13 protein-coding genes, 1 pseudogene and 1 riboswitch are annotated in these 13,195 nt (G+C 37.8%); of the genes and pseudogenes, 2 read left to right on the forward strand and 12 right to left on the reverse strand.

What is annotated here, in order from left to right; genetic code table 11:
• From AACZ30_RS09725 to AACZ30_RS09735, 3 genes are all read right to left on the reverse strand, one after another.
• On the reverse strand, window positions 1-943 hold a 943-nt coding region (locus AACZ30_RS09725), incomplete at its 3' end, for a homocysteine S-methyltransferase family protein (RefSeq protein WP_339649077.1).
• 52 nt (window positions 944-995) lie between these two features.
• Window positions 996-1,104, reverse strand: a riboswitch (SAM riboswitch).
• A gap of 193 nt (window positions 1,105-1,297) precedes the next feature.
• Window positions 1,298-1,804, reverse strand: coding sequence for a hypothetical protein (locus AACZ30_RS09730; protein WP_339649079.1), 507 nt, complete (start codon window positions 1,802-1,804; stop codon window positions 1,298-1,300).
• Window positions 1,804-2,226 (reverse strand): OsmC family protein, encoded by a 423-nt coding sequence (locus AACZ30_RS09735; RefSeq protein WP_339649080.1) that lies wholly within the window; start codon window positions 2,224-2,226, stop codon window positions 1,804-1,806. The genes AACZ30_RS09730 and AACZ30_RS09735 overlap by 1 nt, the downstream gene beginning before the upstream one ends.
• 603 nt (window positions 2,227-2,829) lie before the next feature.
• Here AACZ30_RS09735 and AACZ30_RS09740 point away from each other — a divergent pair.
• Both AACZ30_RS09740 and AACZ30_RS09745 read left to right on the forward strand, forming a co-directional pair.
• The gene (locus tag AACZ30_RS09740) at window positions 2,830-3,579 is read left to right on the forward strand and encodes a hypothetical protein (protein WP_339649081.1); all 750 of its coding nucleotides are present in this window, start codon (window positions 2,830-2,832) and stop codon (window positions 3,577-3,579) included.
• A 159-nt stretch (window positions 3,580-3,738) separates the two neighbouring features.
• Window positions 3,739-5,034 (forward strand): amidohydrolase family protein, encoded by a 1,296-nt coding sequence (locus tag AACZ30_RS09745; protein WP_339649082.1) that lies wholly within the window; start codon window positions 3,739-3,741, stop codon window positions 5,032-5,034.
• Between the two features lie 248 nt (window positions 5,035-5,282).
• On the opposite strand, the gene AACZ30_RS09750 is transcribed toward AACZ30_RS09745, so the two are convergent.
• The 9 genes and pseudogenes from AACZ30_RS09750 to AACZ30_RS09790 all read right to left on the reverse strand — a co-directional run.
• Window positions 5,283-6,347, reverse strand: coding sequence for an NAD(P)/FAD-dependent oxidoreductase (locus AACZ30_RS09750; RefSeq protein ID WP_339649083.1), 1,065 nt, complete (start codon window positions 6,345-6,347; stop codon window positions 5,283-5,285).
• Entirely contained in the window at window positions 6,340-6,933 is a 594-nt protein-coding gene (locus tag AACZ30_RS09755; protein WP_057480526.1) for a bifunctional precorrin-2 dehydrogenase/sirohydrochlorin ferrochelatase, read from the reverse strand. Before AACZ30_RS09755 ends, AACZ30_RS09750 begins: the two co-directional genes overlap by 8 nt.
• Window positions 6,934-6,940: 7 nt before the next feature.
• The gene (gene cobA, locus AACZ30_RS09760) at window positions 6,941-7,723 is read right to left on the reverse strand and encodes a uroporphyrinogen-III C-methyltransferase (RefSeq protein WP_339649084.1); all 783 of its coding nucleotides are present in this window, start codon (window positions 7,721-7,723) and stop codon (window positions 6,941-6,943) included.
• Entirely contained in the window at window positions 7,716-9,809 is a 2,094-nt protein-coding gene (locus AACZ30_RS09765) for a HEPN domain-containing protein (protein WP_339649085.1), read from the reverse strand. Before AACZ30_RS09765 ends, cobA begins: the two co-directional genes overlap by 8 nt.
• A gap of 180 nt (window positions 9,810-9,989) precedes the next feature.
• Window positions 9,990-10,619, reverse strand: coding sequence for a phosphoadenosine phosphosulfate reductase family protein (locus AACZ30_RS09770; protein WP_075324804.1), 630 nt, complete (start codon window positions 10,617-10,619; stop codon window positions 9,990-9,992).
• A 66-nt stretch (window positions 10,620-10,685) separates the two neighbouring features.
• Window positions 10,686-10,937 carry a DUF2061 domain-containing protein gene (locus AACZ30_RS09775; protein ID WP_075324805.1) on the reverse strand — a complete coding sequence of 84 codons (252 nt, stop codon included), beginning with the start codon at window positions 10,935-10,937 and terminating at the stop codon, window positions 10,686-10,688.
• A 128-nt stretch (window positions 10,938-11,065) separates the two neighbouring features.
• On the reverse strand, window positions 11,066-11,482 hold the full coding sequence (locus AACZ30_RS09780; protein ID WP_075327842.1) for an Rrf2 family transcriptional regulator: 417 nt from the start codon (window positions 11,480-11,482) through the stop codon (window positions 11,066-11,068).
• 95 nt (window positions 11,483-11,577) lie between these two features.
• Window positions 11,578-12,741 (reverse strand): aminotransferase class I/II-fold pyridoxal phosphate-dependent enzyme, encoded by a 1,164-nt coding sequence (locus AACZ30_RS09785; RefSeq protein WP_339649089.1) that lies wholly within the window; start codon window positions 12,739-12,741, stop codon window positions 11,578-11,580.
• A 22-nt stretch (window positions 12,742-12,763) separates the two neighbouring features.
• Window positions 12,764-13,195 (reverse strand): annotated as a pseudogene (locus AACZ30_RS09790) (aspartate kinase); the annotation flags it as partial.

Below are 13,195 nucleotides of genomic sequence, written 5' to 3' on the forward strand. Positions count from 1 at the left end.
TAATATGCTCTGGTGTGGTACCACAGCAACCACCAAGAATATTCACCAAACCTTTTTCTAAATATTCCCTAATCTGTCTTGCCATTTCTTCAGCATCCTGGTCGTATTCTCCAAAAGCATTTGGTAAACCTGCATTAGGATAAGCTGAAACGCCACAGTTCGCAAAACGGTTTAGAACTTCCAGGTGAGGCGTTAATTGTTTGGCGCCCAATGCGCAGTTAAAGCCAACACTTATCAAGGGAATATGCGATACTGAAATTAGAAAAGCTTCCGCAGTTTGCCCCGAAAGCGTTCTCCCGGAAGCATCGGTAATCGTTCCGCTTACCATTATAGGAATATCTAGCTGTAATTCTTCTTTAAGTTCATCAATGGCAAAAAGCGCGGCTTTAGCGTTTAGGGTATCAAAAACAGTTTCTACCAGAAGAATATCCACGCCGCCTTTTATTAAAGCGCTGGCTTGTTGCTTATAAGCTACCCGCAATTCTTCAAAGGAAATTGCACGAAATCCGGGATCGTTAACATCGGGGCTCATACTGGCGGTTTTGTTGGTTGGACCAATAGCACCGGCTACAAAACGAGGTTTTTCCGGAATTTCCTGGGTCATTTTGACAGCAACTTCTTTGGCAATCCTGGCCGACTCATAATTGAGTTCGTCTACCAGTTCTTCCATTTTATAATCGGCCATGGCGATTGTGGTTGCAGAAAACGTATTGGTTTCTACAATATCGGCACCGGCTTCAAAATATTTACGATGAATGGTGGCGATTGCATCAGGCTGGGTAAGGGACAAAAGATCGTTATTTCCCTGTACGGAAACCGGCCAATCGGTAAAACGTTCCCCACGGAAGTCTTCTTCAGAAAATTTGTATTCCTGAAGCATCGTGCCCATGGCACCGTCTAAAATGAGTATATTTTTTTGAAGTTGTTCTTCTAATTTTGACATATAATTTTATCTAAAATCACTATCAAAAAAAGAAGCGGGAAAGAATTCTTTCTTGTTATCTATCTGCGCCAAAAGCGAAGTAGAATGTAGCACCTTCTCCCATTACAGGAGGGTTGCCAAGGTTTCAACGGGTCTATTCCCTCAACCTTTCTTGATAACGATGTTATAAACAATGAACCTGAACCAGCAAATATACGGCACAGCCTTTTAAATGCAAGGGCTAAGAGTAATTTTTATGGATAATGTATTTTATATGATTTACTGAATTATATTTTTAATAAAACAGGAAAAAGAAGGGAGAAAAATTAAAGATTATTTTCAAATACTGCTTTTATTTCCCAAGTTTCTATTGACTTAAAAAGCCGAATTACCAAACTTCTTAATTTCAATAGAATCAGTGGTATTTAATTGGTTTAGAAAAGATTTCAGCTCTTCTTTCTTTTGTTTATTCTGGAGAATTATTTCGTAATTATATTTTTCACCAGAAAGCGTGGTAAAATAAATATGATTTTTATTTCCGTATAAAGTATATTTCCAGAAACTGGCGTAACCTCCATATTTGAAACCGATTTCCTGCAGGTCAGAAATTAAAAATTCTTTCCCCGAATTGGCTAAATCTATTTTCACCCTGGTTTCATCTATCTCAATATCACCAAGATATTTCGGCTTAATAAACGACTGACTTAAAGCGCCAATCATTCCCAGCATAAAAGCAAAACTACCGGTTACTCTAAGCCACTTCTCCTCTACCTCAAAAACCGAATTAATTGCGCCACCTCCCAGCAGGAGGATGAGTAAAACAATCCTTAAAAACACCGAAGGTTTCCAGGTTTTAACTATTCTGGTTTCAAAAGAGTTCATTAATTGATAAGCTCGCCATTTAAAGTGATCGCATAATTGATTTCAGCTGCTTTTTCCAGCATTTTAGAAACCGAACAATATTTCTCCATAGAAAGATCTACGGCACGTTTGGCTTTCGCCGCAGGCACATCTCCTTTTAAAAGAAAATTAAGCTGAATTTTCTTAAAAACATTGGGCACTGCGCCAACTTCTCTAAAGCCTTCAACTTCCACCTGGAGATCTTCCAGTTCCAGGTGTTGCTTTTTTAAGATCATTACAATATCAATACTGCTGCAACCCGCAATAGCCCGCAATAAAAGATCCATTGGGCTTGCACCTTTTGGTTCGGCATCGGTTTTATTGTCTAAATGAACAATGTCTCCTCGTTCATTTACAGTTTCAAAATGATAATCTTTATTAAGTCTTTTAAGGTTGATCTTCATAATAAATCTTATTTTGAACAAATTTAGCTAAAGCTTATTAAAAAACCTCACAGTTCTAAAGCTTATACCGTGTTAGGGTTTTCCGTAAACGATATTAACAAATTTTTAATAGATTTACAGGAAGCTTATAATTAAACCTGATTTTATCCCGGTTGCGAACCCTGTTATAGTTTGATAAAGTGGGGATATAGCAAGTTGTAGTGCATTTAGAAAATTGAAATTGAATTAAATGAAATTATTAATAAATATTGTTTTACCATTGATATTACTGGTATTACAATTCAGTTTAAAATATTTTATCGATCGGAAAGCAACAGTTTTCAATTTTGTTATTTCGATTCTAGAAGTCCCACTAAGCATTATATTCTTAGGCCTTTCATTTTTTGCAGCATATGTTATGACAAGTGAAACCAATATTGATCAAGGCTTTATTTGGTTTTTGGTAACATTATTTTTAGCTATAATAAGCATATTCATTTGGAGAAGATCTGTGCATCAATTTGAAAATGAGAGGTTTATTTCCGCGACATTATTAGGAATTCTCAACCTATTTATATCCGTACCGATTTTGGTTTATAGTATAATGACATTAATAGTAACTCAATGATAGATTTAAATACTCAGACAATTTTAATAATTATAGGTGTAGTAGCTATACTATCATTAATCTTATCCATTTTTATGCTGCAGGTAAGAAAACTTGCGAACAAAAAAGTAATAGAAAGGTATGATTTTGAAAAGATGAAGGTAGAATTAGATTATATGAGACAAAATTTAGAACGACAGCAATATGAGCTTTCAAGAAAACTTGAAGAGAACGCTGACCGTTGGAAAGATATTAATCATTTAATCTTATCATCTCAAAAAAGGTCAAATGATTTTAAATATCAAAATTTAGATACTAATGAGAAACACTTTTATAAAAATGAATTCTTATCCAAGTACAACGTAGAAAATCTTCAAATAGATAAAAATTTAGTTTTTGTATTGACACCATTTAATAAACAATACATACCTTCTTTTAATGCAATTAGGGACACAGTTAATGATATAGGTCTAAGATGTATTCGAGGAGATGAGCAATTTATTGATGGAGATTTACTTCCTCATATAATAGAACAAATTGCTAAAGCAAGATTTGTAATAGCGAATATCACAGGTAGAAATCCAAATGTATTTTACGAATTAGGAATAGCTCACGCACTAAACAAACCAACAATTATAGTAGCTGAAAACTTAAGTGATGCTCCTGTAGATATTCAATCAAAGTATTTAATTATTTATGAAAATTTAGAAGATTTAACTCAGCAGATAAAAAGGATGCTGACTAAAATACTATTGTCTAACACCTAAACGCACTACAACGGCTCATCGCAAATAACAAGTTTTGCCGAAAAAGCGTAATTTAGAAACCAGGAAACAAAAGGTTAATCTGACAAGTTCGCGTCCCTCTCTCCACCAGCTGGCGATAACCGAAACATTTGGCATCCATTTAAACTAAAATAAAAGCGCATGTTTAGGACCCTCATATTTTTCTTTATAATTCTTATTTCCGCACAAGAGCGATTAATAGGGCAGGAAAATAGTATTTATATCAAGGCTGGCTTATTATATGACAGTAAAGAAAATAAGTTACTAAAGAACAAGCTTGTACATATTCAAGACACAAAAATTATATCTATTGGAGAATTTGAATCTTTACCTAAAAATAGTAAAGCCATTGATTTAACCGAGTATACTGTTCTTCCAGGATTAATAGATGCACATACCCATGTTCTTTTTTCTCAAGATGCCAACGAAGATTTTTCAGAACATAGTATACAATCTCTAACCATGGAAAGTGATGCTTTAAGAGTTCTACGCGGTTCTAAAAGAGCCAAAAGTTATTTAGACCAGGGAATAACGAGTATTAAAGATTTAGGAAATTCAGGCTTATATCTTGATGTAGCCCTTAGAAATGCCATTAACGAAGGAACGATTGAAGGACCACGTATTTTTGCTTCCGGGCCTATTTTGGCTGCAACTGGAGGGCAAATTTATGGTGTACTGCCTGAACACCAGAATATAATAGATTCAGAATATCGAATAATATCCAGTCCTGAAGATGCAAAAAATGCTGTTCGTGAACATGTGAACCAAAATGTTGATTTAATTAAAATATGTGCTGACAATCTTCCAAATAAAACATTTTTAACCATAGATGAAATAAAAGCTGTTGTTGAGACAGCACACTCATACAATTTAAAGGTAACAGCTCATTGTGTTACAAACCAATCTGCATGGAATGCAATTGAAGCTGGTGTTGATGGCATTGAACATGGGTTTAATTTAGCTGACAGCACAATAACTAAAATGGCGGAAAAACGAATTTATATGGTACCCACAGAAAATAGTAGGGATTATATGAATACATATGTGAAGCTTGCCGGATTTGAAGATACTGAGTGGATTGATAATTATCTAAACATAATGAAGGATAGGCTAAACAAGGCAATCGATAAGGGAGTACCAGTTGTAGCCGGTTCTGATAATTATACAGATATAAAAGTATCTAGAGGAGAATCGTCATCAGACATGTTTCGATATTATTTTGAAGCAGGAATGAAACCATTAGATATACTACAATCCAGTACATACATTTCAGCTTTTCATTTAAATAAAGAAGATGAAATTGGCTATTTACAACCTCAAGCTAATGCGGATATTATAGCTGTAAAAGGAGATATTATTAATGATTTTATTTCTACAATAGAAAACGTTGAATTCATAATGAAGGATGGAAAGATTTATGACCAAACAACCGATTAAGATTAAATTTGAATCAAAAAAAGTATACCTATACGTGGCTATCTACTTATAGCCGAAAACCGTTAAATTTTTAAAGCTCCTTCCCTTCTCAAGGGAAGGTGGCATTCTGAAGGAATGACGGAAGGGTTCAACCGCAACCTTAACCACCCCGGCCTATCGGCCACCCCTCCTTAAAAGGAGGGGTGCTTAATAAGCTTTAAAAATCATTGTATTTTATTCTAATTAATTCCCCCTTCGGAGCCAGGTGCTTACACGCCAATACTCTGTACCACTTCTTTTTTGGCTTCTTTTTTACTACCGTCAAATCCGGTCACGCCGCCAACGGTGGTGTATTTAAGTACATATTTTTTATCAGGGAAAATTCGCTGGTAAGCACTTTGACACATAATCGCGGCTTCGTGAAAACCGGAAAGGATCAGTTTTAATTTTCCTTTATAGGTGTTTACATCACCAATAGCATAAACGCCGGGAATATTGGTTTGATAATCGTAAGAATTATCAACTTTAATCGCGTTTTTCTCTATTTCCAGTCCCCAGCTTCCAATCGGGCCCAGTTTTGGAGACAATCCGAAAAGTGGAATAAAATCATCCACATCTTTAAATTCCTCTCCGCGGGCTTCATCTTTATGCCTAATTACCACCTGTTCCAATTGATCTTCACCTCTAAGGCCAACAACTTCAGCATTGGTAATCATTTCAATCTTACCGAGTTTAGCCAATTCTGAAACCCTTTCCACAGAATCCAATGCGCCACGGAACTCTACTCTACGGTGCACCAGGGCAACTTCCGCAGCAACATCGGCCAGGTAAATGGCCCAGTCTAATGCAGAATCCCCTCCACCGGCAATCACTACTTTTTTATCGCGGTAAACTTCCGGATCTTTAATAAAATAAGAAACGCCTTTATCTTCAAAATCGGTAATATTAGCGATTGGGGGTTTTCTTGGCTCAAAAGAACCTAATCCACCCGCAATTGCTACTACCGGCGCGTGGTGTTTTGTGCCTTTATTGGTAGTTACTATAAAAGTACCGTCGTCCAGTTTTTCCAAAGTTTCGGCGCGTTCTCCCAAAGTGAAGCCTGGTTCAAAAGGTTTTATTTGTTCCATTAGATTTCCAACCAAATCTCCCGCTAAAATTTCAGGAAATGCCGGAATATCATAAATTGGTTTTTTAGGATAAATCTCAGAACATTGCCCGCCGGGTTGTGGCAGCGCGTCTATTAAATGCGTTTTTAGTTTTAATAATCCCGCTTCAAAAACGGTAAACAAACCGGTTGGGCCAGCCCCAATTATCAGGATATCTGTTTTAATCATCACTCTTGTTTTTAACTTTTAAAGATTCGGTTATAGAATTCATTTGATCAACTTTCGCCTCAAAATCACCTTTTATATTACTTCGGTATTCATTTAAATTTTCTACCATCTGGTTTACATTTTCGGGAATTACTTCTTCAAAAAATTGCCGTAAACGTTTTGCCGCGGTAGGCGATTTACCGTTGGTGGAAATCGCGATTTTTACGTGGCCTTTATTTACAATGCCGCCCATATAGAAATCGCAGAGTTCGGGCGTATCGGCTATATTAGCCAGTAAATAACGCTTTTTGGCATGTTTGTAAACTCGTTTATTCAATTTTGCATCGTTCGTAGCCGCAATTACAAAATGACGGTTTTTAAGGTATTTTCTTCTATACCTGCCTTTTGTTAATTTTGCGCCGTGTTTTTTTGCCAGTTCTTCTGTTTCCGGTAAAAACCATTTTGCGACCACTTCCACCTTAGCATTAGGACTCGATTTAAACAGGAAATGCAATTTTTCGTGTCCCACCTGTCCGCCGCCAACGACCAGAATATTCAGCTTATTGACCTTTAAAAAGACCGGGTATAATTCGTTTCTTTCTTCCATAGGCCCCCTAGCCCCCAATGGGGGAATTTTTAAATTCAAACTCCTTGACGTTTTCAAAAACTGCTTTAAGCTGTCCGCTTTCTTTTACTACTTCGCCAATCACGATAATTGCCGGGGCGGTAAGTTGTTTTTCGGCAACTACTTTTTCTATACTTTTAATGGTCCCAAAACCAGATTTTTCATTATCGGTAGTTCCATTTTGAATAATCCCCACCGGAGTATCTTCTTTGCCGTAGTAGCTAAAAATGTTCACGATTTCAGCGAGTTTCGCCATTCCCATCAGTATCACCACCGTAGCGGTAGATTGTGCGGCCAGCCGAACATCTTCTGAAAGTTTCTTTTGAGTGGTAGTTCCTGTAATTACCCAAAAACTTTCGGAAGTTCCTCGTTGCGTAAGTGGAATTCCAACATTGGCAGGTACCGCAATAGAAGAAGTAATTCCCGATACCACCGCGGTTTCCAAACCTTTACTTTTGGCATAATTAATTTCTTCAGATCCTCTTCCGAAGATAAAAGGATCTCCTCCTTTTAAACGAACCACGTGACCTCTTTCCAGGGCATATTTTACAATAAGCTCATTTATTTCGTCTTGAGAATATCTATGCTTATCCTTTCGTTTTCCAACAAAAATATGCTCGGCTTGAGGTGCATATTCCAGTAATTCGCGATTAATAAGCGCATCAAAAAGCACCACTTTAGCATCTTTTAAAGTATTTAATGCTTTTATTGTGATCAATTCCGGGTCTCCGGGACCTGCGCCTACCACGCTTAATTTTGGTGAATTATACATTTTGTACCTCCTTTGTTCTAAATGCATCCACTCTTTTTAAGAACAAATGCGCGTCTTCTAAATATTTATTGGCAAAAGCTTCGGTTGGCTCGTGCTCGTTCATTTGATAAGCAAATTCTTTGAAGGAAGTCGATAATTCAATTTTACCGGTGTCTACAAAAAGCTCATCAAACTGAGAAATAATTCCCGCCTGGGTATTGGTTTTTACATCTTCAGCAAGTAATAAAGCCTTAGCAGAATTTACGATTGAGGTATAGGAATGATAAATACTATCGGCCCAGGCTTTTCTTTCCAGTGCGCTTTTTGCGTTATCAATTTTCTCTTCACTTTCAAATAAAAGTGTTGCGATAAGGTCTATAACCACGCCGGCACATTCGCCTACTCCTACTGCTTTTATATATGGTTCTTCGTGTCCCCAGTCTACAAATTCGTTTTCCGTAAGGTTAGAAGTATCGGCCAGTTCTTTTAATAAATCGTAGAAATATGTTTTTCCCTGCCTGTCGTAATACTCTGCAAATTTTTCTTCAGCATTTGAATTTGCTTCAAAGTCGTTTAGCAAGAATCGCAAAGCTTCTGGCCCGCGTTTACTGGGCACTTTCACCACCTTATCAGCAAAACGGCCCTGGCCGTCCCCAAGGGTTCCGCCACCAAGTAAAACCTGAAGTGCCGGTGCCACGGTTTTGCCAACTTTAACCGACATTCCCTGGAAACCGATCTCCGCCATATTATGCTGCCCGCAGGCATTCATACAACCGCTTATTTTTATAGTGATATCTTTTCCGTTTATAAACTGCGGATACTCTTCTTTTAAAACATCTTCCAGTACATCGGCAATTCCCGTACTACTGGCAATCCCCAGGTTACAGGTATCGGTACCGGGGCAGGCCGTGATGTCTACGGTTTTATCGTAACCGGTATCAGCATAGCCCAGTTTTTTTAATTCTGAATAGAAAAATGGCAAAAATTCTTCCCGAACGTGACGAATTAAAATATCCTGTCTTAAACTCAGTCTGATCTCATTTCCGGCGTATTTCTTTACCAAATCGGCAAGTTTTCTTGCGCCACCGGTATAAAAATCCCCTAACGGAACCCTGATTCCAACCGCAAATAAGCCTTCCTGTTTCTGCGGAAGAACATTGGTGTTTTTCCAGGTTTCAAAATCCTTCTTATCTTCAATTGTTACTGCAGGCACCTCAACATCCTGAAGCGGCGGTGCAGTTTCAAGTTTTTCAACTTCAAATTTAGGATGGTTTTTTGAAAGCGCCGTGTTTTGTTCGGCTACAAGTTCCATAAAAGCCTCTTTTCCTATATCTTTTACAAGAAATTTCATCCTTGCTTTTAATCGTTTTGCACGTTCGCCGTACCGATCAAAAACCCGAAGTACACCCTCAATTAAAGGAAGGGTTTCTTCCACAGGAAGAAAATCATAGAGTTCATCGGCGTGTCTTGGTTGAGAACCGAGCCCGCCGCCTAGCATCACTTTAAATCCGCGTTTTCCGTCTTTCAACTTGGCGATAAAACCAAGATCATGAATGTAACTCAGCGCAGTATCTTCATCTGAAGAAGAGAAAGAAATTTTAAATTTTCTTCCCATTTCCTGGCAAATTGGATTCCGAAGGAAAAACTGAAAAGTCCCATGTGCGTATGGAGAAACATCAAAAGGTTCGTTTACATCAATTCCCGCGGTTGGCGAAGCGGTTACGTTTCTTACCGTGTTTCCGCAGGCTTCACGCAAAGTGATATCATCTCTTTCCAGCTGCGCCCAAAGCTCCGGTGTTCTGTCTAAACTCACGTGGTGAATCTGGATATCCTGGCGCGTAGTGATATGCAAACGGCCTTTGGAATATTCATCAGAAACATCGGCTATTCTGTGCAGCTGTTCTGAAGTTACTTTTCCAAATGGCAGTTTTATTCGAACCATTTGTACTCCCGCCTGTCGTTGCCCGTATACCCCACGCGCTAAACGAAGGCTTCGGAATTTCTCTTCATCTGCTTTTCCCTCACGAAACAACCTGATTTTCTTTTCTAAATCAAGAATATCCTGCTCTACGATTGGGTTTTCTATTTCGGTTCTAAAACTTTGCATTATCGATAATTTTTAAATTGAAACCTGAAAAACAGGTATTAATAAAAAAGTCCTTTTTTGATTTTTCATTTAAAAGGACTTCCTATATTTTTTTATAAAAAGTTTCCTTTAAGTGCAGCGAATACACATTTTTGAACGGTACATCTCGGTATAACTCTGCTCTTTTTTCATTGGGATTCATTAAGCGTGGAGGCCACATTCACGGTTTTCTAAAACTTTGGTGGGATCAAAATATTTAAATTCGTTTGGCAGTTCATGTTTTTCTAAATAGGCATCCAGTTTTTCGTCACTCCAGTGGTAAAACGGACTCACTTTTAAAATTCCGTCTTTGCTATAGCTTAAAATATCTATACTATCTCTAAAACTGGTTTGGCCCTTTCTAAGATTTGTAAACCAAACATCCGGATTTTGCTGGCGCATAGCGCGTAAAAAAGGTTCCAGTTTTACCTGTTTGGTAAATTCTTCGTGTTGCGGATTATTAATATCGGGGATTCCTCCAAACAGTGCATCACGATAAGCAGCGGTTTGCTTTGGGGTGTAAAGCTTAACATTAAGTGACAACTGGTCTATCACCTGCTTTGCGTGCTTATAAGTTTGAGGAGTATTGTAACCGGTATCGCACCAAATTACTTTTATTACCGGATCTATCTCTGAAACTGCGTGTAAAATTGCAGCTTCATAAGGTCTAAAATTAGTGGTAATCACCGGCCTGGCCGAGTTGGATACTACCCACTGTACAATCTCAGCCGGCGTAATTCCTTTAAACTGCTGGTTGAGGATTTTTAATTCTTTTTCGCTGTACCGTTTCATCTTTTATAAATTTTTTGGCCCTGCCCGAGCCTAACTATACTCTATATTCTTTTCTAAAAAATATTCCTATTCTTTTCCAAAACTTATCATATTCCAAAGCCGCTCGTGGCCAAAATACAGGATCATTTTAGTGACCAATTCTACCGACCCAATGGCCAGTGCAGTTTCAATTTCTCCTGTTAGAACCCACGAAATAACTATGGTATCTACGGTTCCTACAATTCTCCAACTCACTGTTTTTAAAATACTGCGTAAGGGTTTTTCTGAAGTCCTGTCTTTTTTATAAGTGGTTTTAGATTTTGCCTGATCCAGTATCATACTCTCTTCGTTTAAATTCTATTAACCTATCGGATTAGTAGGTTATAAAACAAAAGTAACTTTGTTTTTTTATCAGACCAACTATTAAAGGCCTAAATTTCAGTATTTAACATTTAATTTTTGAATTCTTATTTTTTCGCAGAAATATCAGCTAAAGTGTTATCGCCCAGCACTTTTAATGTGCTATCCCTAACCTGAATCATTAAACTATGAACAGAACAGGCTTCTTCACTGGGGCAATCGTCGCACTTTTCGTAATAATTTAGGCTCACACAGGGCACCATCGCTATAGGACCTTCCAGCACTCTAATTACCGAAGTCATACGAATATCTTCCGGTTCTTTTATTAAATAATAGCCGCCGCCTTTGCCTTTTTTAGACCCCAAAAACCCCGATTTTCGCAATTCCAGAAGTATGCTTTCAAGGAATTTTTGCGAGATATTCTCACTTTTGGAGATTTCTGAAGTTTGTACCGGTTTTCTATCCCCTTTTTTGGCGATAAACGCCAGGGCTTTAATACCGTATTTAGTCTTTTTAGAAAGCATACTGCGAATATACTTAAATATTGACTTTTTCTCATTTATTATTGAATTCTCTACGGAAAAATCAAAAAGCCCTATGTCTGCTGAAATTACCATAACTAAATTGAGTTTAAAGCCTGTTTTAAATCTGCTATTACATCATCTGCGTGTTCCAATCCTACTGAAACTCTTACCAGTCCTGGCTTTATCCCGGCTTCTAACCTGTCTTCTTCACTTAATTTACTATGCGTTGTAGATGCTGGATGCGTAACAATACTGCGTGTATCGCCAAGATTTGCCGATCTTGAACAAAGTTTTATAGCATCTATAAACTTTCTCCCCGCTTCAATCCCTCCTTTAATTTCAAATGAAACAATATTTCCACCTTTTTTCATTTGCTTTTTAGCAATTGCGTATTGCGGATGCGACTTTAAAAAAGGGTATTTCACATTTTCAGCATTGGCTTCGGTTTCCAGGAATAGGGCAACTTTCTCTGCGTTTTCACAATGTTTATCTAAACGTACCGCTAAAGTTTCCAAACTTTTAGAAAGTACCCAGGCGTTAAAAGGCGACAAAGCCGGTCCTGTATTTCTTGAGAACAGGTATATTTCCCTTATTAAATCGGCATTTCCTACTGTTACACCGCCCAAAACGCGGCCCTGACCGTCTATTAATTTTGTAGCCGAATGTATAACCAAATGCGCCCCAAATTTTATAGGATTCTGAAGCCAGGGCGTGGCAAAACAATTATCTATAATTAATATAAGATTGTGCTTTTTGGCTATTTCACCCAAAACTTCTAAATCCAATACATCTACACCTGGATTAGTAGGTGTTTCGGCAAAAATAATTTTGGTTTCGGGCTTTATTAAACTTTCAATTTTATCAACTTCATTCACATTAAAATAGGAATGCGAAATATTCCATTTTGGAAAAAACTTGGTAAACAAACTATGCGTAGAACCAAAAACCGATCTAGCCGAAATGATATGATCTCCACTATTTAAAAGAGCCGCCAAACTTGAAAACACAGCACTCATTCCCGTTGCAAAAGCAAAACCTGCCTCTGCTCCTTCCATCTTCGCTATTTTCTCAGTAAATTCTGAAGTATTGGGATTGGTAAATCGGCTGTAAATATTGCGTTCCTTTTCTTCAGAAAATGAAGCTCTCATATCTTCGGCATCATCAAAAACATAACTGGACGTTAGGTACAGGGGCGTAGAATGCTCCTGGAACTGTGTACGTTCGTTTTGTGTTCTAATGGCTTCGGTTTCAAAATGCATAATTGTTGGTTTTGTTGGATTTTTAATTAAGTCTTTGCGATAATTTAAGCACATCGCTAACTACACCGCGAGCGGTTACCGCTGCTCCTGCGCCGGCTCCCTGGATTACCAGTGGCTGGTCGCCATAAGACTCGGTATAAATTTCAAAAATATTATCGGCGCCTTTAATTTGGCCCAGTGCGGTATTCTTAGGCTCAGAAATAAGTTTTGCCTCCAGGTTGGCGCTTCCTACTTCAATTTCCCCAATGTATCGTAGCACGTGATCTTTGTTTTGTTCCTTTTTATGCTGAAAAAATATCTCATCCAGCTCCCCTATTCTTCGCTGAAATTCTTCTGCGGAAGTTTGCCCGTTTAATTTTTCGGGAATTAAAGATTGAATTTTAATCTCCTGGAATTCCTTTTCTAACTGAAGCTCACGAGCCAGGATCAATAATTTTCTTCCCACATCATTTCC

It is taken from the genome of uncultured Salegentibacter sp., assembly GCF_963972535.1.
Taxonomy (GTDB): Bacteria; Bacteroidota; Bacteroidia; order Flavobacteriales; family Flavobacteriaceae; genus Salegentibacter.

Coding starts and splice junctions, on each gene's coding strand:
- AACZ30_RS09785 (WP_339649089.1), bottom strand. CDS start 12,741: ATGCATTTTGAAACCGAAGCCATTAGAACACAAAACGAACGTACACAG.
- AACZ30_RS09780 (WP_075327842.1), bottom strand. CDS start 11,482: ATGCTTTCTAAAAAGACTAAATACGGTATTAAAGCCCTGGCGTTTATC.
- AACZ30_RS09755 (WP_057480526.1), bottom strand. CDS start 6,933: ATGGAAGAAAGAAACGAATTATACCCGGTCTTTTTAAAGGTCAATAAG.
- AACZ30_RS09770 (WP_075324804.1), bottom strand. CDS start 10,619: ATGAAACGGTACAGCGAAAAAGAATTAAAAATCCTCAACCAGCAGTTT.
- cobA (WP_339649084.1), bottom strand. CDS start 7,723: ATGTATAATTCACCAAAATTAAGCGTGGTAGGCGCAGGTCCCGGAGAC.
- AACZ30_RS09750 (WP_339649083.1), bottom strand. CDS start 6,347: ATGATTAAAACAGATATCCTGATAATTGGGGCTGGCCCAACCGGTTTG.
- AACZ30_RS09775 (WP_075324805.1), bottom strand. CDS start 10,937: ATGATACTGGATCAGGCAAAATCTAAAACCACTTATAAAAAAGACAGG.
- AACZ30_RS09730 (WP_339649079.1), bottom strand. CDS start 1,804: ATGAACTCTTTTGAAACCAGAATAGTTAAAACCTGGAAACCTTCGGTG.
- AACZ30_RS09745 (WP_339649082.1), top strand. CDS start 3,739: ATGTTTAGGACCCTCATATTTTTCTTTATAATTCTTATTTCCGCACAA.
- AACZ30_RS09735 (WP_339649080.1), bottom strand. CDS start 2,226: ATGAAGATCAACCTTAAAAGACTTAATAAAGATTATCATTTTGAAACT.
- AACZ30_RS09765 (WP_339649085.1), bottom strand. CDS start 9,809: ATGCAAAGTTTTAGAACCGAAATAGAAAACCCAATCGTAGAGCAGGAT.
- AACZ30_RS09740 (WP_339649081.1), top strand. CDS start 2,830: ATGATAGATTTAAATACTCAGACAATTTTAATAATTATAGGTGTAGTA.